The organism is Lentzea miocenica, from assembly GCF_033949945.1.
Classification (GTDB): Bacteria; Actinomycetota; Actinomycetes; order Mycobacteriales; family Pseudonocardiaceae; genus Lentzea; species Lentzea miocenica.
Map to the genome: position 1 here is coordinate 1 of NZ_JAXAVW010000066.1, position 23575 is coordinate 23575.

A 23575-nucleotide genomic window follows, 5' to 3' on the forward strand; every position below is an offset into this window, starting at 1 on the left:
CCCATCTCCTCCGGAGTCACCCGACAAGAAGATCACATCACCCACTCAGAACTGCCACCACATCTAACAAAGCACTACTAGCGGCGTGGCTCGAAACGTTGCCGTGCGAATTCGCGGTCAGACGGACGCATCGTGGTGCCGCCCCCGCGTCCTCATACCGGAGTCGTATGGGGGCGCGGGGGCGGTGCCGCGAGGCGTCCTGCTGAGCGTGAATTCACCGCCAACGTTTCGAGCCACGCCACTAACCATGAGGTCCGCCGCTGACGTAGATGACCTGGCCGGTGACGAAATCGGCGTCCTCGGCGGCGAAGAACAACACCGCACGCGCGATGTCGTGCGGCGTGCCGATCCTGCCGACCGGAATCGTCTTCGCCTGCGCTTCGAGATGCTGTTCCAGCGTCCGGCCCGCTCGCGCTGCGGAGACAGTGGTCATCTTCGTGTGCACAACGCCAGGGCCGACCGCGTTCACGGTGATCCCGTGCTGGGCGAGATCCAGCGCGGCGGCTCGGGTGAAGCCCTCCAGGCCTGACTTCGCGGCGACGTAGTTGACTCGTTCGTCGTCGCCGAGCGCGGAGATGCTCGAGATGTTGACGATGCGCCCCCAACCGGTCTCGCGCATGGCCGGCGCGGTGGCCTTGAGCATGAGGAAGCTGCCGCGCAGGTGGGTGTTGACGACCGCGTCCCAGTCGTCGAGCGGCATGTCCAGGACGTTGTTGTCCTTGGCGAACCCGGCGTTGTTGACGAGGATGCCCACCGGGCCGAGGGACGCGGTCACCTCGGCCACGGCCTGGGTGACCTGCGCGGGATCGCTCACGTCGGCGTGGACGGCTAGCGCTGTGCCGCCTGATGCCTTGATCTGGTCGGCTGTCGCGGTGGCGGTCTCGGGCGTTCGGTCCAGGACGGCTACCCGGTGTCCTTGGGTGGCCAGTTCCTGGGCGATGCCTGCGCCTATGCCGGAACCTGCGCCGGTGACCAGAGCGACACGTGACTGCATGGGCCGATCCTGGTGTTGACGGGTCGGTGGCCGCTACTCAATTGATGCGGCCAGAACGCTCGCCACGAAGGCTGCCTTGCCTTCCGTGTACGCCTCACGGTCGTGTCCGTTGGCTTGGGACAGCTGACGTTTCAGGTCCTCGTACTGTTGCGCCTTGGTGGGGTCGCGGCGGAGGGCGTCGCGGAACCTGATCTGGTCGGTCCACCTCTTGTGGCCGGCCTGGATCAGGTGGAGGTGGGCTTCTCGTCGCCGGCCTGTTGGGTCTGGTTTGACGAAAAAGCGTCGCCAAGGGCGTTGGTCCAGCTCTGGGGGTACGAAGGACCAGCCGGCTGCTGTCAGGTGTTCGGATGTTGCTGCGACTGCGGTGTCCAGGTCGGTCACCGAGGCGGCCAGGTCGACGATCGGTTTGGCGGCGAGGCCGGGGACGGCTGTCGAGCCGATGTGCTCGATTCCGTCGACGAGCCAGGGGCCGAGCAGGTCGGCCAGGTGGGCGCGTTCTGTCTCTGCGCGGACGGCCCATCGCGGGTCGTGCGGACGAATCTCGGCCCGCTCGTACGCCCACGCAGGGATTTCCTCGCTCAATCAATGCCACCCGTCACAGGCCCGGAAACACGCTGACGCAGGGGTCCCCCTGCACTGGGAACCCCTGCGTCATAACGTACTCAGCAGGTCTGACAGAAAATCGCGGTCAGACGAGCGGTTACTTGTGCGCGTCCAGCAGCTCGTGCGTCAGCTGGATCTTGGCGCGCGACTTCGGCTCAGCGGCCTTGGCCGACGCGACCGACAGCGACTTCGCGGCCACGTCCGACGCACGGCCAGGAGCCTCCGCCGGCTTGCCCTTCGTGAAGAGCCACGTCTGGAACAGCTGGTCGAGCTGCTGGCCCGACACCCGCTCCGCCAGCGCGATGAACTCCTCGATGGTGGCGTCGGAGTACTTCTTCTCGGCCACCCACGTCTTCAGGATCTCGAAGAACTTCTCGTCGCCCACGGCAACACGCAGCGCGTGCACGGCGAGAGCGCCACGGTCGTAGACGGCGCCGTCGAAGACGTTCGAGGCACCGGGGTCGCCGGGCAGGACGTCCCAGAACGGGCTGTCGGCCGGGTAGAGGTCGTAGGTGAAGTCGGCGTTCTCCTGCGCCGTGCCCTCACCGACGTGCTCGGACCAGAGGAACTCCATGTAGGAGGCGAAGCCCTCGTTCAGCCAGATGTCGCGCCAGCCGTGGACCGACACCGAGTCGCCGAACCACTGGTGGCCCAGCTCGTGGGCGACGACGTAGGTGTTGGCGCCGCGGCGGAAGAACGCGTCGTCGTAGGTCGGGCGGGTCTGGTTCTCCAGCGCGTAGCCCAGGTCCGGGGTGACGACGCCGCCCTGTGCCTCGAACGGGTACGGGCCGAGGTTCTCCACGAGGAACTCGACGACCTCGGGCGTGCGCTCGATGCTCGCCTTGGCCGCGTCACCGCTCTCGCCGAGGCGCTCGGAGTAGGCGTTGACCGACGGCTGACCGGACGGCGTGGTCGACTGGCGGATCTCGAACTGGCCGATCGTCAGGAACGTCAGGTACGTCGCCTGCGGCTTGGTGCTGCGCCAGTTCCAGCGCGTGTAGCCGTTGATCTGGCGGGTCTGGCCGACGAAGGTGCCGTTCGAGATCGCCTCGACGCCGTTCGGGACGGCGACGTTGACGTCGAAGGTGGCCTTGTCGGTCGGGTGGTCGTTGGACGGGAACCACCAGGAGGCGATTTCCGGTTCACCGATGGCCAGGGCGCCGTCGGTGGTCTTGGTCCAGGCCGTGAAGCCGTTGCGGTCCTTCACGGCGGAGGGCGTGTCGGCGTAGGTGACCACGATCGTCAGATCCTGGCCCTTGCGCACGCCGCCGCGCGGGGTGAGCGTGAGCTCGCCGTCGTCCGAGACGAACGAGGCCGGCGCGTTGTTGACCCGGACCGACTTCACCTTGAGCAGGAAGTCCAGGTTGAACTGCGTGAGGTCCTGCGTGGCCTTGGCGAGGATCGTCGTGGTGCCCGACAGCTGGTCGCCGTTCGGGTTGTAGTTGAGCCTGATGTCGTAGTGGGAGACGTCGTACCCGCCGTTGCCATACGTCGGGAAGTAGGTGTCGCCGGCACCGGGTGCACCCGGAGACGCCGCCAGCGCCGTCCCCGCGAAGAGCGTCATCGCGGCAGCGGACGCGACCGCGGCCGTCGCCTTGGATCTGATCGACATGCGCGCGACGCTATCCACACTTTCGCGCTACCAACCACCGACTTACGTATGTTTCCTATCTGCTGAAAACGTTTGACACAGTCGACTTGAGACGTTGGTGCAACCCGCGCAGGTCTTCACGTTTTGCCTGCACCTCCACCACTTGGAGGCCCGACGGCCGCGCAAGTGCGCTACGGAACTCGTCCTGGTCGTCCACTTTGGAGTGCGGAATTCGGTAGCCCGCGCACAAAGCGGTCAGATCAGTCCCGTGCGGGGTGCCGAAAATCCGTTCGAAACTCCGGTCGTACTCCGGAGCCCCTTGTTCCAGCAATGAAAAGATCCCGCCGCCGTCGTCGTTGAGCACGACGATCGTGAGGTCCGGCAGGCGGTCGGCGAGCAGGCCGTTGCTGTCGTGCAGGAACGTCAGGTCGCCCATCAGCGCGTATGCGGGACCCTGATGGTTCATAGCCAGACCCACGGCCGTGGAAACGCTGCCATCGATGCCCGCGGCACCTCGGTTCGCGTGCACGGTGATGTCCGCACGGCGCTCGCCCACGTAGTCGACGTCGCGGATCGGGTTGGACGAGCCGACGAACAGCATCGCGCCCGGCGGCATCGCCTGGGTGAGGTCGCGGGCGACGTGCAGACCGGTCGGCCACGGTTCGGCGTCCAGCAGGTCGTCCACGGCCACGCTGACGTTCTTCACCGCGCTCTGCCAGGCCTGCGTCCACTCTCCGTCCAGCTGCGCGGGCTCCGGCAGCCAGGTCGACGCGCGCGTGGCGGTGAACTGCACGTCCGGCCACTGCGCCTGGTCACCGACGGCGTGCACGACCGGCGTGCCGGCCAGCAGGGCCTGCTGGCCCCTGGAGAGGGTCACCCGGCCGACGACCAGCACCGCGTCCGGCCGCAGGTGCTCCGGCAGGCCCGCGTTGAGCAGCAACGAGCCGTGCCGCAGGCCACCAGGCGCCGTCGGCTCCGCGATCACCGGCCAGCCCAGCTCGGAGGCCTTCCTGAGCCGCTCGGGACGGTCCTCGCCGAGCAGCACCAGCGTGCGGGCGGGCAGGCCGGACGGGCGGGTCTCGACGCCGGAGGTGCGGTCGGTCGCGGTCCACGGGCCGCTGCGATCGGGCGAGGGCCAAGCGTCGTCGGAAGGTGTGAGCGGCGGGCGGAACGGCACGTTGACGTGCGACGGGCCGTCCGCGGCGATGGCACGGCAGATCAGCGAGCGCGTGGTGGGCTCGTCGGCGCCCTCCGGCATGTGCAGCGTCTGCAGGCCGAGCACGTCGTGCTGGTTGATCGTCTGGCTGGCGCCGGTGCGGTAGAGGTCGACCGGGCGGTCGGCGGTCAGCGCGATCAACGGCACGTTCGTCAGCTGCGCCTCGATGACGGCAGGGTGCAGGTTCGCGACCGCGGTGCCACTGGTGCACGTCACGACGGCGGGCTCGCCCGTCTTCGCGAGGCCCAGCGCGAGGAATCCGCCGCTCCGCTCGTCGATGCGCACGTGCACCGTGAGCAGGCCTTTTTGCTCGGCCTGGTGCAGCGCGAACGACAGCGGGGCGTTGCGCGAACCGGGGCACAGAACGACGTGACGGACGCCGTTGCGCACCAGTTCGTCGACGATCACCCTCGCCTGCGTCGTGGACGGGTTCATCCCGCAATTGTCACCGGGACACCTGAGAGGTCGCCCGCTGGTCTCAGCACCGGGAGCCTAAAGTCTCCTCCGTGGCAGATCAGGAGCTCTTCGACCCGTCGTTGTGGAAGCCGATCGAGGGCTTCGACTTCACCGACATCACCTACCACCGCGCGCTCGACCAGGGCACGGTCCGCATCGCGTTCAACCGGCCGGAGGTGCGCAACGCGTTCCGGCCGCACACCGTGGACGAGCTGTACCGGGCGCTCGACCACGCGCGGATGTCGTCGGACGTGGGCGTCGTGCTGCTGACCGGCAACGGCCCCAGTCCCAAGGACGGCGGCTGGGCCTTCTGCAGTGGCGGTGACCAGCGGATTCGCGGGCGCAGCGGCTACCAGTACGCCTCCGGTGAGACCGCCGACACGGTGGACCCGGCGCGGGCGGGGCGGCTGCACATCCTGGAGTGCCAGCGGCTGATCAGGTTCATGCCGAAGGTCGTCATCGCGGTCGTGCCCGGCTGGGCGGCGGGTGGAGGCCACAGCCTGCACGTCGTGTGCGATCTCACGATCGCGAGCCAGGAGCACGCGAAGTTCAAGCAGACCGACGCGGACGTCGGCTCGTTCGACGGCGGCTACGGCTCGGCGTACCTCGCGCGGCAGGTCGGACAGAAGTTCGCGCGCGAGATCTTCTTCCTCGGCCGCACGTACTCCGCCGAGGACATGCACAAAATGGGCGCCGTCAACGAGGTCGTGCCGCACGCCGAGCTGGAGAACACGGCGCTGGAGTGGGCGCGCGAGATCAACGGGAAGTCGCCGACCGCGCAGCGCATGCTCAAGTACGCGTTCAACCTGATCGATGACGGTCTGGTGGGACAGCAGCTGTTCGCCGGTGAGACGACCCGGCTCGCGTACATGACCGACGAGGCCGTCGAGGGCAGGGACGCCTTCCTGGAGAAGCGCGATCCCGACTGGTCGAACTACCCGTACTACTTCTGAGCGGCCGACGTGCTGGACGAACTGCGCGCGGCGCTCACCGGCGGAGAACCCCTGATCGACGGCCCGCTCGACGGCTGGGAGAAGCGGGCCGTGCTCGGCGTGCCCACCTCCGGGTCGACGGGTGAGCCGAAGACGGTCCTGCTCGACGCCGACGCGCTGACGACGTCCGCCGAGGCCACCCACGAGCGGCTCGCCGGGCCCGGCACGTGGTTGCTGGCGTTGCCCACGAACCACATCGCCGGCGTCCAGGTGCTGGTCCGGTCGATCATCGCCGGCACCACGCCGGGAGTGCTGGACATGTCGAAGGGCTTCCGGGCGATGGGTTTCGCGCAGGCCGCCCGGCCGGTGCTGACCCAGCCGGGACGTCACTACACCGCGCTGGTGCCCACGCAACTGTCCCGGCTCGTCGCCGGCGAAGGGCCAGGGCTCGAGGCGCTGCGGCGGTTCGACGGCGTGCTGATCGGCGGGGCGGCCACCCCGCCGAACCTCCTCCAGCAGGCGCGCGCGCTCGGCGTGCAGGTCGTCACGACGTACGGCATGAGCGAGACGGCCGGTGGGTGTGTGTACGACGGTGAGCCGCTGCGGGACGTCCGGCTGCGCACCGACGACGTGATCGAGATCAGCGGTCCGGTGCTGGCACTGGGCTATCGCGGCGCGCGCGAGCCGTTCGGCGAGTGGTTCCGCACCGGCGACCTCGGACGACTGCGCGACGGGCGGCTGGAGGTTCTCGGGCGCGCTGACGACGTGATCGTCACCGGTGGCGAGAAGGTGCCCCCGGTGCTGGTGGAACGGGCTCTGGCGACCGTTGAGGGCGTGCTGGAGGCCTGCGTGGTCGGCCTGCCGGACGACGAGTGGGGCCAGGTCGTCGCCGCGGCTGTCGTGGCGCGCGGCGCGGAGCCGTCCGTCGACGATTTGAGGGCGGCGGTGGCCGAGGCGGTGGGACGCGCGGCGGCGCCCAAGCTGGTGAGGTTCGTGTCCGAGCTGCCGTTGCGCGGACCGGGCAAAGTCGACAGAACAGCTGTTGCGGACTCTTTTAGGTGAACCTTTACCGCTGAGGACAACTCTCCCCGCGAAGCGCGCGGACCCAAGCCGCGCGCGTTAGCGATGGGGGTTTCTCATGCGCTACCTGTTGCCGCTGGCCGTCGGGGCGGTGCTGACCGCCGGTCTGGCATCCCCTGCCCAGGCAGCACCGCAGTCGAACGAGTGGACCGCCGACGTGAGCGGCCGCTCCGTCTCGTGGGGCGGTTCGCCGAAGATCGGCCTGATCCCGCTCGGGTCGCACAGACTCGCTCAGCCCGCCAACGCCGTCACGGCGTCGGTGGCCGGTGACGGCGTTGTGGACGTGCGCGGTCTGCGTGCGGACGGTCAGTGGACCGAGTGGTACGAGACGTCGGCCACGCAGCCGGTCACGTTGCCGGTGACCACCTCGACGCTGGAGACCCGCGTGGTTCTCCACAGCGGCAAGGCTTCCAGCGTGAAGGTGTCGGCCACGACCGCACCTGCCGCTGCCGAGGACTTCACCGCTGCTGCCGCGGGCCGGTCCTACCGCGTTTACGCGACGCGTGAGGGCCTGGTCGGTGGCACGACCGCGAACGGCCACACGATCCGTTCGCGCGACCACTTCGTCGCACTGCCGTCGCGGCGCGGCCTGGCGCCCAACAACTCCGGCAGCTACAGCGTGCAGGTGTGCGCGTCGAACGGCCGTTGCGAGTGGGCGCCCGTGTGGGATGTCGGCCCGTGGAACACCAAGGACGACTACTGGAACCCGTCCGCGACCCGTGAGATGTGGAAGGACCTGCCGCAGGGCAAGCCCGAGGCGCAGGCCGCGTACGAGAACAACTACAACGGCGGCAAGGACCAGTTCGGGCGCGAGGTCGCGAACCCGGCGGGCATCGACCTGGCCGACGGCACGTTCTGGGACGGCCTGAAGCTGACCACGAACTCGTGGGTGACGGTGACCTACCTGTGGACCGGCTCCGGTCCGGTCGGGACGGTCCGCACGGCCGCCGCCAACGGCACCGTGAACGTCCGCAGCGGCGCGAACTCCTCGTCGTCGCAGGTGGGTCTGGCCGGGAACTACGCGCAGGTGCGGGTCACCTGCCAGCTGACCGGCGAGTCGGTGTCGGGCACGCAGGGCACGTCGAACATCTGGTACCGGATCGCGTCCGGCAAGCACATCGCCAAGGCCTACGTGGCGGGCGTCTCCGGAGCGACTAGCTGCTGATACACCCGTTGGCGGGTCCTCAGTGGCCATAGCGGAGGATGGAGGCATGGCCTCAGTCGTCCAGTGGATCCAGGGGACCCGCCCTCGTACGCTGCCGAACTCGATCGCACCGGTGATCGTCGGCGCGGCGGCGGCGCACCACATCGACGAGTTCAACGTGCTCTACACGGTGCTCGCTCTGGTCGTGTCGGTGGCGCTGCAGATCGGCGTGAACTACGCCAACGACTACTCCGACGGCATCCGCGGCACCGACGACAACCGGGTGGGGCCGTTCCGGCTGACCGGTTCGGGTGCCGCGGAGCCCGCGAAGGTCCGGCTGGCCGCGTTCATCTCGCTCGGGATCGGCGCGCTGGCTGGAATCGCGCTGGTAGCGATGTCCGGCTACTGGTGGATGCTCGCGTTCGGCGCTGTCTGCATTGCGGGAGCGTGGTTCTACACCGGCGGCAAGCGTCCGTACGGCTACGCGGGCCTGGGCGAGATCGCGGTGTTCCTCTTCTTCGGGCCGGCCGCGGTGCTGGGCACGCTGTACGTGCAGTCCGGTGAGATCACCGGCATCGGCATCGGTTCGTCCATCGCGATGGGGTCGATCTCGGCCGCGGTGCTGGTGGCGAACAACCTGCGGGACATCCCGACCGACGCCGTGTCGGGCAAGCGGACCCTGGCCGTGGTGCTGGGCGACAAGGACACCCGCAGGCTGTACCTGGCGCTGGTGGCGGTGCCGTTCCTGATCGCGCTGGGGATGACCGTGCGGGTGCCTTACGCGTTGCTCGGATTCCTTGCGGCGCCGGTGTTGCTGCCCGCCGTGCGCCGGGTGGCCGCCGGGCGTGGCGGCCGTGACCTGATCCCCGTGCTGCAGTTCACCGGGATCGCGATGCTGGCGTGGGCGGTTCTCGTCAGCACGGGGTTGTTCCTCGACTGAGTTCGTTCACCAGGCGTCTTCGGTGAACTGGGTGGGCTCGTCGTCGTCCTGACGCGCGGGCCTGCGCGGGGCCGGTGGCGGTGCCGTCTCGCCCTTGATCAGCTCGTCGAGCTTCGCGCGGTCGGCTTCGAGTGCCTGGCGCACCAGGGGATCGTGGCCCGCCTCGCCGGTGAGCACCTGGCGCCAGCTCAGCCCGGCGCCGCGGGCGATGCGGTCGGCCAGCTGACGCATCGCGGGTGAGGCGTCGCTCGACTTGGCGAACTGCATCACCCTGCGAATGTCCTCAGTGGACGGTTCCTTGCCCTTGACGTTCTGCTGGGCGGCCCGCATCGCGCGATCCGCCTCCGCGACGGCACCCGTCAGGAAGTCCTCCGCCGCGAGGATGTCCGGTGTTCGCCAGGCCGTCATCACCACTTGTCCTCCGTGAAGATGTCGGGGGCGTTCTCGTCGCCGTCGTCACCCCGGTTCCTGCGCGGGTCCTGCGCGTTCATGATCTCGTCGGCGGTCATGCCCTCCTGGAGCATCTGGAACGCCTGCTTCATCTTCTTGACGTTCTCCTGCTGCATGGCCTGCACGTCGGGGTCCTGGGCGGCCTTGCCGGAGACGACGTCCTCCCAGGAGAACTCGCCCGCGTCCACCTTGCGCTTCAGGGCCTTCAGCTGCTCCGGCGCGTCCCGCTCCTGCGCCGCCCGCTCGACCTGCTGGGCGATCGCCTTGAAGTCGACGGGCGGGATCGGCGGCAGCGGCGTGTCCTTGAGGCGGTTCGCGAGGTCCTGCGCCTCCTTGAAGCGCGCGTCGACCTGCGCCTCCGCCGCACGCAGCTCGGCCGGCTTCCAGCTGTCGTTGGGGCCCGCGTTGGGGGTGGTCATCAGTTCTCCCTCGCGAAGAGCCCGCGCTGAACCGGCCTGGCGTCGCCGCGAATGTCACTCACCTCGTTGCGCTGGGCGAGGGTGCGCCACTGCCGGAAGTCTACTTCGGACAGACCGAGTTGCTGGGCCGTTTCGTAGTTCTCGCCGAGGAAGTGCAGCACGGCCTGGTCGCCAAGGACGCCGATGATCTCGAACTCCGCGCCCCGGTACGTGCAGACCGTGCGGACCAGCTTGAGGTCTTCGACGACCGCGTCCGGCACCTCGAGGAACTGGACGCCGTTCTCGTCGGTGAAGTCCGGCGGTGTGGGCTGACCGGCGAGGGGATGCAGCAACACGGAGCCCGGCGTCGGGCCGAAGTCGATGTCGAAGTCCTGCCCGCGGTACCGGCCGATCAGTCCACGCCGGACGGTCGGCCGCAGCGGAACCGGGGCCTGCCAATACCTTCCGGGCCCGAAGCCGACGTCACCCGTGGGGACCCAGCCGACCTGGCGGTTGAGGTACTTGCCGACACTGCGCCCGTCGCCGTTCGGCTCGAACCGCCAGAGTTCGGTACCGGCAGGGAGTTCGGCGAGCTCCATGACGTACTCGGGGATGGGATTCGCGCTCGGCGTGTAGCCGGTGCCCGTGAACGGCACCGGGTAGACGCGCGTCGTGCCCATCTTCTGCGCGCCCTCGAGCGTGGGCCCGCCGAAGCTGGTGTCGAAGATCTCCGTGGTGTGGGCCAGGAACCGCAGCAGGTACTGCGTGCCGCGCGGCCAGTCCGCCACCTTGTCGACGCCGAACACCTCCGCGAACTGGTCGGAGGTGCCCTGCGGGAAGTCCTGCCCGCGCGTCACGAACCCGGCGGCGCGATGCGGCTCGAACTTGCCCGGCACGACGACGTTGCCCAGGTAGAGCTGCGCGATCGCGGGGTGCACGATCTTCTGCAGGATCGTCTCGGGCCCGATGCCGGCCGCCTTGCGCACGGCCTGTGGCGTGCTCATCCCCGGTTCTCCTTCCACCGCGCCAGGTAATCGGTGCGGTCGACCTGCACGTTGTCCAGCTCGCTGACGTCGAGCGTGGCCCGGTAACCGTTGTACTGGTCGCCGTCGAGCCCGTTCTGCGCAGCCCAGACGTACTCGCCGCCCGCATACCCCGCCTCCGCCCTGCCGCCGTCGACGGCGATGACGTTGAACGGCTGCCCGCGCCAGGTGGCCGTCATCTTCTCGAAGTACCAGGCGTCGAGCTCGTCGACGTTCACCGTCTTGAGCTCGCGGTTCCCGTACTTCTCGAAGCCCTCGGCGTTGGCGTAGACCGTGCCGGGAACCTTGCGGATCCAGACCTGGTCCACGCCTTCGGCGCCCGCGAAGAACACCTCGCCGCGGTACTCGGCCATCTCCTGCGAGTACTGGGTCATCAGAGCTTCGTCCAGCCGAACTTGCGGTCGTACACAGCGTGCAGTTTCTCAGTTCCGTCCGCGTTCACCTGCCAGATCTCGGCACGATCAGGCAACGGCGTGCCGCCATCAACACGCCACTCCGGCAACCCACCCATCGTGCTGCCGGTGCCGGTGAACGGGTCGTAGCCGTCATACGGCTTCGCAGCACCGCCAGCCGCCGCCATCTGTTGCTGCGACGCCACGTAGTGCGCCTGCTCCTGCGGCGACTGGTACTCGCTCTCCTGCCGTGGCCCGAACATGTTGTAGTCCGGCACGTCCTTCTTCGGCCCGCCGAACGGCACGTTGTGCGCCCCGGCGTTCTGGTCGGTGACCTCGTACCGCAACTGCATCGCGGTCTGGGCCCCTTCGGGAATGGGCGTCCAGCCCTTGCCCTTGTCGTCGAGCGCCAGCCCGTCCCGCAGACCCGCGGGCGTGTTGATCGGCACGACGTCCTGGCCCCTGGCGATCGAGCCGCCCATCTGGTTCTGCCAGTTCTCCTGCTTGCTGCCAGGTGCGTGCGGCTGGTCCGGCAGGTAGGTGCTGAGCGCACCCTGGTTGAGCGCCTTGGTGACGATGTCGCCGGTGTCGACCTTGATCTGGTTGCGGACGTCGGCCACGTGCTGGGCCTCTTGCGGGCTGAGCTCGGTGGTCAGCTTCTGGCTCAGCTCGACGTACCGGTCCCGGTCGGCCTGGTTGGGCAGCATCTGCTCGAGCTGGTGCTGGTAACCCTGCCCCTGCGCGGCCATGGCGGCGGCGTCGAAGTGGCCCTTGAGGTCCGGCCCGGTCGGCGGGCTGCTCGGGGCGTTCTCCTGGCCGTCGTGGCTGGTGGCCGCGTCGTCGCCGTGGGGCTTGGGGTCGGCGTCGTGACCGGCGTCGCGGTCGGCCGGGGTGGGGTCGTGGTCGGGCTGGGGGTCCTGCGGCAGGGCGCCCTCGGCTCCGCTGGTGTCGGTGTCGTGGGGCTTGCCGTCGTCGGGCTTGGTGTCCGTGTCGTGCGGCTGACCGTCGGTGTGAGGCTTGCCATCGGTGTCGTGAGGCTTGCCGGTGTCGTTGGGCTGGCCGGGCGCGTCGTGGGGCTTGGTGCCGGACTCGTTCGGTGTCGTGTCGTGGGGCTTGGTGCCATCAGGCGTGTCGTGCGGCTTGGTGTCGGTCGACCCGGTGGGCGTGGTGTCGTGCGGACGCGTCCCACCGTCATGCAGGGTCGTGTCGTGCGGAGTCGTGCCCGACGGCGTCGTGTCGTGCGGACGGGTGCTCGACGAGTCGTGAGGCGTGGTGCCGGACGGAGCCGTGGGCGTGCCGTTTGAGCCGGTCGGCGACGGGTGGTCCGGGCTCGGGCTCGGGTGTCCGGGAGGCGAGGGCAGGCCGCCACCAGCGCTCGGGCTGGCATGGCCGGGAGGCGAGGGCAGGCCGCCGCCGGAGCTCGGGGACGGGTGATCCGGCGGGGAGGGCAGGCCGCCACCTGAACTCGGGGTCGGGTGGCCGGGAGGCGACGGGAGGCCGCCGCCGGAGCCGGCGGGAGCTGGGGCCGTTGCCGTGCCGGTGCCGGCGGTCGGGTGTCCGGGAGGGGTGGGCAGGCCGGAGCCGGAACCACCCGGTGCCGGGTGGGTGCCATCGGTGCCGGACGGGTGTCCGCCGGAGTTCGGAGGGGTCGGCAGGCCGCTGCCAGGGCCACCGGGCGACGGGTGCGTGCCAGCAGAGCCTGGCGTGTGCGGCGTGCCGGCAGAGCCTGGCGTGTGCGGCGTGCCGGCAGAGCCTGGCGTGTGCGGCGTGCCGGCAGAGCCTGGCGTGTGCGGCGTGCCAGCAGAACCTGACGTGTGCGGCGTGCCGGCAGAGCCCGGCGCTGGGTGTGTGCCTGGCGTCGAGTGCGAGCCGCCCGTGCCCGAGGCAGGGCTGGACGGAGGCGTGGGCAGGCCTGAGCCGGGACGCGGGCCGCCGGAACCCGGGGTGCCGGTGCCGGGAGTGGCGTGGCTGGGCGGGGTGGGGAGGCCTGAGCTGGGCGGGGAGGGCAGGCCGCTGGTGGGAGGCTTGGCCTGGCCGGAGGGGGCTCCTGCGGACGGGAAGGCCGGGACGCCGCCCGCGCCTGGGCGGGAGCCGGAGCTGCGTGTCTGGTCGCCGCCACCGCCGCCGGGAGCCATGGGGGCGCCCATCGGCATCGCGCCGCCCATCGGGGTCTGGTGCGAGGACGGTGGGGCGGCTGCGGGGGCCGCTGCGGCGGCGTGCGTGGTGTCGAGGCGCGGTGGAGGCGCGGCGGGGCCGCCGGAGGAGCCGTGCGGGGTGGCTGGCACGCCACCGGAGCCGGAGCCCGAGCCGCCGGAGGGGATCACGCCGGAGCCGGAGCCAGAGCCCCCGCCGCCGGAGGGAATCACGCCGGAGCCGGAGCCCTCGCCGGAACCTGAGCCCATCGACGGAGGTGCGGACACGGCTGGGCCGGCGGCAGCGGCGGTGTGGGTCGTGGGCGCGTCGGGGGTGCCGTGCACGGTGGGAGGCGGGGCCACCGGGGCGCCGCCGGGGGCCACGGCGGAGACGGCCGCCGGTTTGGTGCCGTCGGAGGAGTCGCCGCCCGGTGGGGCGTAGACCTCGCGGACCTTCGAGCCGATGTCGTTGCCGCGGTCGGCGATCTCGGTGGCCGAGTCCTTGATGGACGTCATGTCGTCGCGGATGTCTTTGACCGCGTTGCGGACGTCTCGGCCGGCCTCGGCCACCTCCTGGGTGGCGTTCATGGCCTCGGCGAGGGAGTCGGCGTCCTTCAGCTTGCCGATGGCGGAGAAGACGCGGCCCACGGCGTCGAACAGGGACTTGACGTCGGCGATGAGCTTTTTGACCGTGTCGATGATTTCCATGACACGGCGGTAGATCTGGTACGCGTTCCAGACCATCTCGGCGGCCTTGATCCAGCCGGCCAGCGGGATCCAGACGGTGGCGGCGGCCTCGAGCAGCTTGTTGACCAAGTAGTCCAGCAGCCGTGCGGCCTGCTTGCCGAGGGCCTCGGCGCCGGAGGCGACGGTGTCGAAGCCCTTCGCGATCAGTTGGGCGACGCCCATCTCCGCGAACAGGGCGGCCTTCCAGCCGAGGGCGACGTACTTCTCGTGGGCTCGGGCGGCGTCACCGTCCCAGTGCTCGCGCACCTTGCCCACGGCGTCGGTCAGGTTGTACGAGACGTCGTTCATCGCGTTGCCGACCATGCGCCACGCGTCGCCGTCGGCGCGGATCTTCGACCAGTCGCCGGTGATCGGCGTGATGATCGTGGAGACCAGGCTTTCGCCGGTCACGGCCTCGAACACCCAGTTGACGGCCTGAACGCCCCAGCCCTGGTCCTGCAGGATCTCGTTCAGCGACGCCGTGTCGACGTCCGGCTGCTTCAGCGACGCCGCGACGGGACGCGGGTCGTGGTACCCCGTCGCGGTCACTTGAGGATCCTGTTGAAGATCGCCATCTGAGCGCGCTCGACGGCCTCGTAGGAGTCGGCCGTCGCGTCCACCGCGGACGCCGAGCCTTCCAGCTTGGACTTGCCGAAGTCGAGCGTCTCGTCGAACAGGGCCCGCACGATGTCCACGCCCGGCTGCAGCAACGTGAGCAGGCCGATGAAGCCCGCCTTGTCGCACGCCGTGGCGTGGACGTACTTGCGGATCGTCTCGAACTCTTGCGCCTCGGTGCGCAGGTACTCGGCGTACGCGCGCAGCTCGGCCGCGTCGGTGAACATCGACGACACAGCGTCCCCCCTGCGGACTCAGGTGCTCAGGTCACGCTGTGACGCACAACTCTCGTCACCAGTTCCCCGTGCGGTGGAAGTTGTTCAGGCGTTCAAGACACGGGGTGAGGTCCATGCCTTGTGCGGATACCCATGAGTCGTCGTAGTAGGTGTTCGCGTAACGCTCGCCGCCGTCACACAGCAGAGTGACCACGCTCCCGCGCGTGCGAGATTGCCTCATCTGGGCCACGATCTCGAACGCTCCCCAGAGATTCGTTCCGGTCGAACCGCCGACCCGCCGCCCGAGCAGGTCCTCGACGTACCGGATGGTCGCCACGGACGCCGCGTCCGGCACCTTGATCATGCGGTCGATGACCTCGCCGATGAACGACGGCTCCACCCGCGGCCGGCCGATCCCCTCGATCCCGGAGCCGCGGGTGGCCACGAGATCCGGGTTGCCGTCCCGCCACGCCTCGAAGAACACCGAGTGCTCGGGATCGACGACGGCCAGGCGCGTGTTCAGCTTCTGGTAGTGGATGTACCGGCCGATCGTCGCCGACGTACCGCCCGTGCCGGCGCCCACCACGATCCACTCGGGCTCCGGCGACGGCTCCAGCTTCATCTGGTCGAAGATCGACTCGGCGATGTTGTTGTTGCCCCGCCAGTCCGTCGCGCGCTCGGCGTGCGTGAACTGGTCCATGAAGTGGCCGTCGAGCTCGGAGGCCAGCCGCCGCGACTCGTCGTAGATGGTCGACGGATCGTCGATGAAGTGGCACCTGCCGCCCTGCCGCTCGATCAGCGCGACCTTCTCGGCCGAGGTCGAGCGGGGCATCACGGCGATGAACGGCAGCCCCAGCAGCCGGGCGAAGTACGCCTCGGACACCGCCGTGGAACCGGAGGAGGCCTCGATCACGGGGGTGCCGCCGGTGATCCAGCCGTTGCAGATCGCGTAGAGGAACAGCGACCGCGCCAGCCGGTGCTTCAACGAACCGGTGGGGTGCGTCGACTCGTCCTTGAGGTAGAGGTCGATGCCCCAGTCGAGCGGCAGCGGATAACGCAGCAGATGGGTGTCCGCGCTGCGGTTCGCGTCCGCCTCGATGATCCCGACGGCCTCGCGCACCCAGTGCCTGGTCCTGCTGCAACACCGGTCAACAGAAGTACTCACAGCGGGCACGATAACGGCGCAAACGTCCTACGCCTGGGTGAGAGGACCTTCGTCACCACGGAGTTCGGCGCGCAGCTTGTCCCGTTCGGACTGACGCACGGCCTGGCGCTCGTTCAACCCGACCGCCACACGCTGCCGCAGCCCCTTGAACAGGAACAACGACGCGGGCAACGCCACGACGACGCCGACGGCCAGCGCCGGCAGCAAAGGAACCTTGACCAGCATGAGCACGCCCGTCACGACCGCCACGAGACCAAGGCGGGCGAGAACGTAAAGCGTCACATCGCGACCGAGCACCCGTTCAGGTTACGTCGTCGTCCTCGTCGCCGGTGTTCGGCCGCCCCTCGAACCGCGTGGACAGCACCACCGTCGTGCGCGTACGGGCAACGCCGGGGATGCGCCGCAACCGCCCGAGCGAGCGCTCCAGGTCGTCGACCGTCGCCACCCGGACCTTCACGATGAACGACTCGTCGCCCGCCACCCGGTAGCAGGACTCGACCTCGATGAGCTCGCCCAGCGCGACCGCGACCTCGTTGTCGTCCGCGATGTCGGTGGGGTGGATGCCGATCAGCGCGGTGACGCCGAGGCCGACCGAGCTGGGGTCGACGACCGCGTGATACCCGACGATCACGCCGCTGGACTCGAGTTTCCCGACCCGCTCGTGCACGGCGGAGGCGGACAGGCCGACCTTCCTGCCGAGATCGGCGTACGTGGCCCGTCCGTTGGCGCGCAGTGCGGCGATGATCTGTCGATCAAGAGCATCCACCCGGAACACCCTATGCCCCACGTGTGCGCCCACGTAGTCCTGGTCACATGCGCACGTTGGACCCGCGAGTTCGCGTCGGTCGTCCGGTTACCCCTTCGCCACGGATTCGGCGAAGCCCAATCCGTGGCGAAGCGGTGGCCGGACGACCGACTTCCAGGCGAACTCGCCGCCGTCTGCGAAGCAGCGGCCATGGGCACAGACACATGTCCGGTTCGCCCCGGTCGTCCCTTACTACCTCTTTACCAAAAAACAAGCGTTCGAGTACCTGATGGGTCAGATGCCACGATCAGACCGGAACGTCTGATCTGAGGAGGACGAGTGACTGCAGCCACCGAGCGCCTGTTGACGCCTGGGGAAGTCGCCAATCTGTTCCGGGTCGACCCGAAGACCGTGACCCGGTGGGCCACCGCAGGTCGCATCGGTTCGATCCGCACGCCTGGAGGACACCGCAGGTTCCGTGAGACGGAGGTGAAGGCTCTGCTTTCGGAGCTGACCACCGAGGCCACTGAACCCGTACGGCACTGAAACCGTAGTAATCCCTGTGCCGCGGGTAATCTCGTGGCAAAGGGAGGTGGCGACCAGATGATCTACCTGCTGGCAGTGATCGGTGCGCTCACCGTGGCCGTGCTCGTGTGGCGAGCGTTCGCCCCGCAGCACTCGGAGTACACGCCGGGCCGCAAGGTGATCGCACCCGACGACGACCCCGAGTTCCTGCGCAAGCTCGACGAGCAGCGCAAGCGCGACGAGTGAACGGAAAAGGGGCCCCGACCCCGGGGCCCCTTTCGCGGGTCTGACTGCGGTACCTGACCGGCTCTAGGAGTGCGGGAAGTCGTCCGCCACCACGGCGGCGAGTTCCAGCAACGCGAGCCGGGTCTCCGGCGCGAGCTGGTCCAGCGCGATCTCCGCGCCTTCTTCGAGGTGCTCGTCGAACGGCAGGCGAACCACCGCACGGCACCTCTGCTGGAAGTGCGCGGAGAGCTTGTCGAGGTCGACCTTGCCCGACTTGGGGCGGACCGAGTTGATCACGCAGACGGACTTCGCGACCAGGTCGCGGTATCCGTGCGCCTCGAGCCAGTCCAGGGTCGCCGCGGACGTCTGCGCGCCGTCGACCGAACCGGACGACACCAGCACCAGCTGGTCGGCCTCGTCCAGCACGCCCTTCATCGCGGAGTGCATGAGACCGGTGCCGCAGTCCGTGAGCACGATGTTGTAGAAGTGCTCCAGCAACGCCACCGTGCGCCGGTAGTCCTCCTCGCTGAAGGCTTCCGACACCGCCGGGTCCTGCTCTGACGCCAGCACCTCGAGGCGCGCCGGCGACTGCGAGGTGTACGCGCGCACGTCGCTGTACTTCGTGATCCGCGTGGCGTCGCGCAGCAGGTGCCGCACGGTCGCCGTGGTCTCCCGCGGGATCTTCAACGCCAGCGTGCCGCGGTCCGGGTTCGCGTCGACCGCGATCACCCGGTCGCCCCGCAGCGACGAGAACGTCGAACCCAGCGTGGTCGTCGTCGTGGTCTTGCCGACACCGCCCTTGAGCGACAGCATCGCGATCTTGTAGCACCCGCGCAGCGGCTGGTTGATCCGCCCGATCAGCTCACGCCGACGCAGGTCAGCGGGGCTCTCGCCGAGGTTGACCGCGCCACCGGTGAGCGAGTGCAGCGACTTGCGCCAGCCCGACGTCGGCGGCCGCTTCTCCTTCTTGATCAGCTGCTGCGACGACACCTGCTCGGCCTGCGAGCGGTACTCCTGCTGCGGGAAGTTGTTCGGGTACTGCGCACCGGCGAACTGGCCGTACTGCGCGGTGTTCTGGGCCGTGTTGTGGGGACCGGACTGGCCGCCACCCACGCTGTACGGCCCGGACTGGCTACCGGTGACCGGGTAAGCACCCGATTGGCCGCCGCCCACCTGATACGAACCGGACTGCCCGCCGGACACGGAGTAAGGGCCGGAGGCGTTGCCGGGCACCTGATAGGGCCCCGACTGGTTGCCACCCACGGGGTAAGGGCCTGATTGTCCGCCGCTGACGTGCTGCGGACCGGACTGCTGCGGGTCGAGGTAGGCCGCCGCCTGCGGGTCGACGTACTGCGGGCCGGAGCCCTGTTCCTCACCCGGTGGTTGCCATGTCACTGCTGTGGCCCTCCTGAGCAAGAGGGACCAGGACTTCCCCGACCCCCAGGTTGCGACGGTACGCAACCGGCAACGGTTCCATCGACCTGGGTGCTTAACTCGTTAGAGACCTGCGTACGAATGCAACCCGCTAGTGACCAAGTTGATGAAGAACAGGTTGAACACGTTGAGAGCGAAGCCCGCGACGTTGATCCAAGCGGCCCCGCGACCACGCCAACCGGCCGTCGCCCGCGCGTGCAGATACGCCGCGTAGACCACCCACGAGACGAACGCCACCGTCTCCTTGGGGTCCCAGCCCCAGAACCGGCCCCACGCGGCTTCCGCCCAGATCGCGCCGCAGATGATGCCCGCGGTGAACAGAGGGAACGCCAGCACGGTGGTTCGGTACGACATCCGGTCGAGCACGTCGGCGGACGGCAACTTGGGGAAGCGGTCGGCCTTGCTGTCCTTGAGCAGGTACAGGATCGACGTCACGCCGGGGATCAGCAGCACGCCGGACGAAATCGAGATCACCGAGACGTGGATCACCAGCCAGTACGACCGCAGCGCCGGCTGGACGGGCGCGGACTCGGCGTACAGAACGGTGCCGCCGAGGAACAGCAGAACCAGGATCGGCGTCAGCACGAACGCACCGAGGCGGCGGATCGGGAACTTCGCCATCAGCACGATCCACGTCACGACCGCGGCGAGGCACAGCAGCGACATGTACTCGTACATGTTGCCCCAGGGCGCGCGCCCTGCGGAGAGACCGCGCATCACCAGTGAACCCAGGTGCAGCACCGCGCCGAGGACCGTCATCGCGGCACCCATGCGGCCGATGCGCTCGGCCCTGGACAGCTCGCTCTTCGGCTCGTCGGTGAGGATGCCGGGCACCGGCGCACCGGCACCGACCAGTGCGTCCGCCTTGCGCGGGGCACGCGCGAACGCCTGCTCGACCGCGTACAGCAGGATCGCGAAGAGGTAGACACCGAGCGCGCTGCGGTACAGCCAGTCGCTGTAGGTCGCCAGGGTCTCGTTGACCGGCATCAGGACTTCTCCTCGTTCAGCACCGCGCGGGCCAGCCGCGTGAACTCCTCGCCGTATCCTGCCTGGTCAGTGCGGGCAAGCCCGCCGACCTCGACCAAAGTACGCCCGTCGTCCTGGCGGGTCGCACGCACCCACACCCTGCGGCGTTTGACGGTGAGCGACACCCCGAGGCCGAGGATGATCAGGATGGCGAACAACAGCACGTACCCCTGCGTCGGGTCGTGCGAGACCTGCAACGACACCCAGTCGTTCACGGAGTCGAACCGCACCTTGGTGCCGTCGTCGAGCGCGATTTCCTCGCCCAGCGCGAGGTTCTTGCGCGCGACCTTCTGCAACCGGCCCTGCTCGACCATCTTCATGTCGATCGAGAAGATCGACTGGCCGCGGCCGTTGTCCACACCGAGGTCGCCGCGGTACACGTCGACGGCGACCATCGGGTTGTTCAGCGCGGGGAACTTCGAGTTCAGGATGGTGCCGTGCAGCAACGGCGTCGGCGCCAGCAGCCCGGTCACGGCGATCTGGTTCTTGCGCCGCTGCTCGGAGTCCGTGATGCCCGGCGGATCGAACTTCGTCGCACCCTCCGAGGCCAGCGTGAGCTGGTCGGACGGCAGCCACTGAATGCCCTGCGTGCGCTTCTCGCCGTTCGGGAACGTCACCGTGAACGTCGGCGTGTACCCGTGGCCCAGCAGGTAGAGACGGTCGCCGCCGGTCCGCAGCGGGTGGTTGACCTGGAGGTTGAACGGCTTCCAGGTGTTCGACGCGAGGTCCTCGCCCGACTGGTAGCGGATGTCGGCCCGGTAACCGACGGGCTGGCCGTTGTCGAGGTACTCGGCGGAGAACTTGCCGATCTCGACGCAGAACGGCGTGAGGTCCGTGCCGTCGACCTGCAGACCGGGCCGGAACGAGTCGTAGTTGAAGATGCCGCCGTTGCAGAACTGCCCGCCGTCGGCCTGGACGATGATCTGGCCCTCGTAGCTGAACATCTTGCCCAGCGCGAACGACACCAGCAGGCCCAGCAACGCGAAGTGGAAGACCAGGTTGCCGGTCTCGCGCAGGAACCCGCGCTCGGCGCTGACAGTGTCCTCGCCGACGTCCATCCGCCAGCCGCGCAAAGCCTTCTTCGCCTTGGCGACAGCCACTTCCGGTGCCACGTCGAGCTCGGCCTGCGCGTGGTGCGGCATCCGCGAGAGGTTGCGTGGCGTCAGCACCGGCTTCGCGCGCATCTGCTTGAAGTACTCCCACGTGCGGGGCAGCAGACACCCGACGAGGGACACGAACAGCAGCAGGTAGATCGCCGCGAACCACGGCGTGGCGTACACCTCGAAGAACCCGAGCTTCAACAGCACATCGCCCCACCACCCGTGCTGGGCGATGTACTCGTCGACCTTCGCGGCGTTCAACGACAACTGCGGCAGCAACGCACCGGGCATCGCCGCCAGCGCCAACAAGAACAGCAGCGTGAGCGCGGTCCTCATCGACGTGAGTCCGCGCCAGGTGTTGCGAAGGAAGGCGATCACTAGAGCGGCAGCCTCACGACGTCGACGAACGAGTAGCGCAGCCACCCGACGAACTCACCCCAGAGCCCGGTCACCAACGCGATGCCGACCAGGATCAACAGCACGCCACCAAAAATCTGCACCTGCCGCGCATGCGTGCGCAGCCACTTGGTGACGCCCAACGCCCACCGCGCACCGAGCGCGAGCACCACGAACGGCAACCCGAGCCCAAGGCAGTAAGCCAGCACCAACACCGCCCCGCGCACCGTCGACGACCCGACCTCGGTGCTCCGCGCAACCGCAAGCACCCCAGCCAGCGTCGGCCCGAGACACGGCGTCCACCCGAGCGCGAACACCGCCCCGAGCAACGGCGCCCCGAGCAACCCGGCCTGAGGCTTGGCGTGGAACCGCAAGTCCTTCTGCAGCGCCGGAACGAGCCCGATGAAGACCAGTCCCATGAGGATCGTGACCACGCCACCGATGCGCTGGAACAGATCGGCGTTCAAGAACAACGCGTCCGACGCCCCAAGAATCGCCATGGAGGCCAACGCGAACACCACCGTGAACCCGAGCACGAACAGCAACGAGGCCCCAGCCACCCGCCACCGCCCGGCCTTCGGCGGCTCGTTCGCCTCCACCCGAGGCGCCTCAGCACCAACGAGCCCAGCGAGATACGCCAGGTATCCGGGAACGAGCGGCACCACACACGGCGACGCGAACGAGATGAACCCAGCGAGCAAAGCAACCCCGGTGGCCAGCAGCAGAGGCCCGGAGATCGCCAGATCGGTGGGGTTCACACACCTCAGAGTAGGTAGTTGCCCAGATCACGCGACGACCGGCACCACTTTCACCCGACACATGGCTTGGGCCATAAGTACCGACGATTGCCGCTTGTGGGTGACATCACTGTTGCTTAGCGTCAGCGCATGCATCGTTCCCGGCTGATCCTCCCGGCGCTCACGGTCGCCACGCTGGCTCTGTTCACGCAGGTACCAGCCGGTGGCGCGGCCCCGGCGATGGAATGGCGCGAGGTCTTCAACGAAGACGGCTCGATCACCCAAACCCTCACGCCAAAGGCCCCAGCCGAGGAACCAACAGACTTCCGCGCCGCAGCCGCGGCCGAGGTGACGAAGATCTTCGGCGACCGCAACCCGGCCGACGCCTTCGACCTGGTCTTCGTAGGCGACGGCTACACAGCCGATGACCAGGCGACCTACACCGCCAACGTGCTGAGCAAGTGGAACGAGCTCTCAGCCGTCGAGCCCTTCGCCGCCTACAAGCAGTACTTCAACGTGTGGCAGGTCAACGTCGTCTCGAACGAGTCCGGTGTGGACCACGACCCGACCAAGGGCCTCCTCAAGGACACCGCCCTGGACATGGGCTTCTGGTGCCAAGGCCGAGACGCCAACACCGAACGCCTCCTCTGCGTGAACGAAACAAAGGCCAGGGAATTCGCCGCCCTAGCCCCCCAGGCAGACCAGGTGATCGCCCTGGGCAACACCACCAAATACGGCGGCGCAGGCGGCTCAGTGGCCACCGCAGCAGGCTCAAACGCCCAAGCAGGCCAAATCGCAATCCACGAACTGGGCCACTCGATCGGCGGCCTGGCCGACGAATACGACTACCCGTACCTCGCCTACACCGGCACCGAACCAATCGAAATCAACGTGACCAAAGACCCCACCGGCGCAAAGTGGGGCCAATACCTGGGCCAGCCATCCCCGGACGGCGGCGTGATCGCCCCAGTAGAAGGCGCCCGCTACTACAAAACGGGCCTGTACCGCCCCACAGCCAACTCAATCATGCGAACGCTGGGCAAGGAGTTCAACTCGATCGGCAGGGACGCCATGATCAAGGCCTTCAAGGCCAAGATCCCCAGCCTGAACTTCGAAACGGCCCCCGGCCCACCCCCGGCCAACTAGACCGGCAACGGCGAAGCCGAGCCCTCAAGCCGAAGCCGAAGGCGAGGCGACCCAAAGGCGAAGCCGAGGCGTCCTTAACGCTTGAAACGGGAGGTTCCGGTGGGTGGTCCCGTCACGAGTCGTGCCTCAGCACTTGCTGCAACCAGGCA

Annotated in this window: 24 protein-coding genes; 7 read left to right on the forward strand and 17 right to left on the reverse strand. The window is 68.6% G+C overall.

Annotated elements, in window-relative coordinates; all coding sequences use genetic code 11:
- Window positions 1-241: 241 nt before the first annotated feature.
- From SK803_RS45105 to menD, 4 genes are all read right to left on the reverse strand, one after another.
- Window positions 242-994 (reverse strand): SDR family NAD(P)-dependent oxidoreductase, encoded by a 753-nt coding sequence (locus tag SK803_RS45105; RefSeq protein ID WP_319972416.1) that lies wholly within the window; start codon window positions 992-994, stop codon window positions 242-244.
- A gap of 33 nt (window positions 995-1027) precedes the next feature.
- Window positions 1028-1576, reverse strand: a complete 549-nt coding sequence (locus tag SK803_RS45110) for a GrpB family protein (RefSeq protein WP_319972417.1) — start codon at window positions 1574-1576, stop codon at window positions 1028-1030.
- A 118-nt stretch (window positions 1577-1694) separates the two neighbouring features.
- Window positions 1695-3209 carry a M1 family metallopeptidase gene (locus SK803_RS45115; protein WP_319972418.1) on the reverse strand — a complete coding sequence of 505 codons (1515 nt, stop codon included), beginning with the start codon at window positions 3207-3209 and terminating at the stop codon, window positions 1695-1697.
- 55 nt (window positions 3210-3264) lie between these two features.
- Window positions 3265-4839 carry a 2-succinyl-5-enolpyruvyl-6-hydroxy-3-cyclohexene-1-carboxylic-acid synthase gene (menD, locus tag SK803_RS45120; protein WP_319972419.1) on the reverse strand — a complete coding sequence of 525 codons (1575 nt, stop codon included), beginning with the start codon at window positions 4837-4839 and terminating at the stop codon, window positions 3265-3267.
- Window positions 4840-4910: 71 nt separating this feature from the next.
- Here menD and SK803_RS45125 point away from each other — a divergent pair, with 71 nt between their 5' ends.
- The 4 genes from SK803_RS45125 to SK803_RS45140 all read left to right on the forward strand — a co-directional run bounded on the left by SK803_RS45125 (window position 4911) and on the right by SK803_RS45140 (window position 8956).
- A complete protein-coding gene (locus tag SK803_RS45125; protein WP_319972420.1) occupies window positions 4911-5813 on the forward strand; it encodes a 1,4-dihydroxy-2-naphthoyl-CoA synthase in 903 nt (300 codons plus the stop codon).
- Between the two features lie 9 nt (window positions 5814-5822).
- Window positions 5823-6854: an o-succinylbenzoate--CoA ligase gene (gene menE, locus SK803_RS45130; RefSeq protein ID WP_319972421.1), complete on the forward strand. Its 1032-nt coding sequence runs from the start codon at window positions 5823-5825 to the stop codon at window positions 6852-6854.
- A gap of 76 nt (window positions 6855-6930) precedes the next feature.
- Window positions 6931-8037, forward strand: coding sequence for a hypothetical protein (locus tag SK803_RS45135; RefSeq protein WP_319972422.1), 1107 nt, complete (start codon window positions 6931-6933; stop codon window positions 8035-8037).
- Window positions 8038-8083: 46 nt separating this feature from the next.
- The gene (locus tag SK803_RS45140) at window positions 8084-8956 is read left to right on the forward strand and encodes a 1,4-dihydroxy-2-naphthoate polyprenyltransferase (protein WP_319972423.1); all 873 of its coding nucleotides are present in this window, start codon (window positions 8084-8086) and stop codon (window positions 8954-8956) included.
- 6 nt (window positions 8957-8962) lie between these two features.
- Here the strand turns inward: SK803_RS45140 and SK803_RS45145 are convergent, their stop codons facing one another.
- From SK803_RS45145 to SK803_RS45185, 9 genes are all read right to left on the reverse strand, one after another.
- The gene (locus SK803_RS45145) at window positions 8963-9364 is read right to left on the reverse strand and encodes a hypothetical protein (RefSeq protein WP_319972424.1); all 402 of its coding nucleotides are present in this window, start codon (window positions 9362-9364) and stop codon (window positions 8963-8965) included.
- Entirely contained in the window at window positions 9364-9825 is a 462-nt protein-coding gene (locus SK803_RS45150) for a hypothetical protein (RefSeq protein WP_319972425.1), read from the reverse strand. Before SK803_RS45150 ends, SK803_RS45145 begins: the two co-directional genes overlap by 1 nt.
- Window positions 9825-10808, reverse strand: a complete 984-nt coding sequence (locus SK803_RS45155) for a hypothetical protein (RefSeq protein WP_319972426.1) — start codon at window positions 10806-10808, stop codon at window positions 9825-9827. The genes SK803_RS45150 and SK803_RS45155 overlap by 1 nt, the downstream gene beginning before the upstream one ends.
- Window positions 10805-11221 (reverse strand): hypothetical protein, encoded by a 417-nt coding sequence (locus tag SK803_RS45160; protein ID WP_319972427.1) that lies wholly within the window; start codon window positions 11219-11221, stop codon window positions 10805-10807. Before SK803_RS45160 ends, SK803_RS45155 begins: the two co-directional genes overlap by 4 nt.
- Complete coding sequence (locus SK803_RS45165; protein WP_319972428.1) at window positions 11221-14646, reverse strand: hypothetical protein; 3426 nt, start codon at window positions 14644-14646, stop codon at window positions 11221-11223. Before SK803_RS45165 ends, SK803_RS45160 begins: the two co-directional genes overlap by 1 nt.
- Entirely contained in the window at window positions 14643-14939 is a 297-nt protein-coding gene (locus SK803_RS45170) for a hypothetical protein (protein ID WP_319972429.1), read from the reverse strand. The genes SK803_RS45165 and SK803_RS45170 overlap by 4 nt, the downstream gene beginning before the upstream one ends.
- Before the next feature lie 64 nt (window positions 14940-15003).
- Complete coding sequence (locus tag SK803_RS45175) at window positions 15004-16092, reverse strand: L-cysteine desulfhydrase Cds1 (RefSeq protein WP_319972430.1); 1089 nt, start codon at window positions 16090-16092, stop codon at window positions 15004-15006.
- A 27-nt stretch (window positions 16093-16119) separates the two neighbouring features.
- Complete coding sequence (locus SK803_RS45180) at window positions 16120-16389, reverse strand: DUF4229 domain-containing protein (protein WP_319972431.1); 270 nt, start codon at window positions 16387-16389, stop codon at window positions 16120-16122.
- Window positions 16390-16393: 4 nt separating this feature from the next.
- Window positions 16394-16858: an Lrp/AsnC family transcriptional regulator gene (locus SK803_RS45185; RefSeq protein ID WP_319972432.1), complete on the reverse strand. Its 465-nt coding sequence runs from the start codon at window positions 16856-16858 to the stop codon at window positions 16394-16396.
- Window positions 16859-17176: 318 nt separating this feature from the next.
- On the opposite strand from SK803_RS45185, the gene SK803_RS45190 reads away from it, so the two are divergent.
- The gene (locus SK803_RS45190; protein ID WP_030473853.1) at window positions 17177-17383 is read left to right on the forward strand and encodes a BldC family transcriptional regulator; all 207 of its coding nucleotides are present in this window, start codon (window positions 17177-17179) and stop codon (window positions 17381-17383) included.
- Between the two features lie 57 nt (window positions 17384-17440).
- Window positions 17441-17608 (forward strand): hypothetical protein, encoded by a 168-nt coding sequence (locus tag SK803_RS45195; RefSeq protein ID WP_086667950.1) that lies wholly within the window; start codon window positions 17441-17443, stop codon window positions 17606-17608.
- Window positions 17609-17671: 63 nt separating this feature from the next.
- Here the strand turns inward: SK803_RS45195 and SK803_RS45200 are convergent, their stop codons facing one another.
- From SK803_RS45200 to SK803_RS45215, 4 genes are all read right to left on the reverse strand, one after another.
- Window positions 17672-18982 carry an AAA family ATPase gene (locus tag SK803_RS45200; RefSeq protein WP_319972433.1) on the reverse strand — a complete coding sequence of 437 codons (1311 nt, stop codon included), beginning with the start codon at window positions 18980-18982 and terminating at the stop codon, window positions 17672-17674.
- Between the two features lie 102 nt (window positions 18983-19084).
- Window positions 19085-20008: a c-type cytochrome biogenesis protein CcsB gene (ccsB, locus tag SK803_RS45205; RefSeq protein WP_319972434.1), complete on the reverse strand. Its 924-nt coding sequence runs from the start codon at window positions 20006-20008 to the stop codon at window positions 19085-19087.
- A complete protein-coding gene (resB, locus tag SK803_RS45210; RefSeq protein WP_319972435.1) occupies window positions 20008-21483 on the reverse strand; it encodes a cytochrome c biogenesis protein ResB in 1476 nt (491 codons plus the stop codon). Before resB ends, ccsB begins: the two co-directional genes overlap by 1 nt.
- Before the next feature lie 41 nt (window positions 21484-21524).
- Window positions 21525-22301, reverse strand: a complete 777-nt coding sequence (locus SK803_RS45215; protein ID WP_319972436.1) for a cytochrome c biogenesis CcdA family protein — start codon at window positions 22299-22301, stop codon at window positions 21525-21527.
- A gap of 129 nt (window positions 22302-22430) precedes the next feature.
- Between SK803_RS45215 and SK803_RS45220 the strand changes: the two genes are divergently transcribed.
- Entirely contained in the window at window positions 22431-23426 is a 996-nt protein-coding gene (locus SK803_RS45220; protein ID WP_319972437.1) for a M64 family metallopeptidase, read from the forward strand.
- Window positions 23427-23575 lie beyond the last annotated feature (149 nt).

Coding starts and splice junctions, on each gene's coding strand:
- SK803_RS45105 (WP_319972416.1), bottom strand. CDS start 994: ATGCAGTCACGTGTCGCTCTGGTCACCGGCGCAGGTTCCGGCATAGGC.
- SK803_RS45115 (WP_319972418.1), bottom strand. CDS start 3,209: ATGTCGATCAGATCCAAGGCGACGGCCGCGGTCGCGTCCGCTGCCGCG.
- menD (WP_319972419.1), bottom strand. CDS start 4,839: ATGAACCCGTCCACGACGCAGGCGAGGGTGATCGTCGACGAACTGGTG.
- SK803_RS45135 (WP_319972422.1), top strand. CDS start 6,931: ATGCGCTACCTGTTGCCGCTGGCCGTCGGGGCGGTGCTGACCGCCGGT.
- SK803_RS45140 (WP_319972423.1), top strand. CDS start 8,084: ATGGCCTCAGTCGTCCAGTGGATCCAGGGGACCCGCCCTCGTACGCTG.
- SK803_RS45145 (WP_319972424.1), bottom strand. CDS start 9,364: ATGACGGCCTGGCGAACACCGGACATCCTCGCGGCGGAGGACTTCCTG.
- SK803_RS45150 (WP_319972425.1), bottom strand. CDS start 9,825: ATGACCACCCCCAACGCGGGCCCCAACGACAGCTGGAAGCCGGCCGAG.
- SK803_RS45155 (WP_319972426.1), bottom strand. CDS start 10,808: ATGAGCACGCCACAGGCCGTGCGCAAGGCGGCCGGCATCGGGCCCGAG.
- SK803_RS45160 (WP_319972427.1), bottom strand. CDS start 11,221: ATGACCCAGTACTCGCAGGAGATGGCCGAGTACCGCGGCGAGGTGTTC.
- SK803_RS45170 (WP_319972429.1), bottom strand. CDS start 14,939: ATGTTCACCGACGCGGCCGAGCTGCGCGCGTACGCCGAGTACCTGCGC.
- SK803_RS45195 (WP_086667950.1), top strand. CDS start 17,441: ATGATCTACCTGCTGGCAGTGATCGGTGCGCTCACCGTGGCCGTGCTC.
- ccsB (WP_319972434.1), bottom strand. CDS start 20,008: ATGCCGGTCAACGAGACCCTGGCGACCTACAGCGACTGGCTGTACCGC.
- resB (WP_319972435.1), bottom strand. CDS start 21,483: ATGAGGACCGCGCTCACGCTGCTGTTCTTGTTGGCGCTGGCGGCGATG.
- SK803_RS45220 (WP_319972437.1), top strand. CDS start 22,431: ATGCATCGTTCCCGGCTGATCCTCCCGGCGCTCACGGTCGCCACGCTG.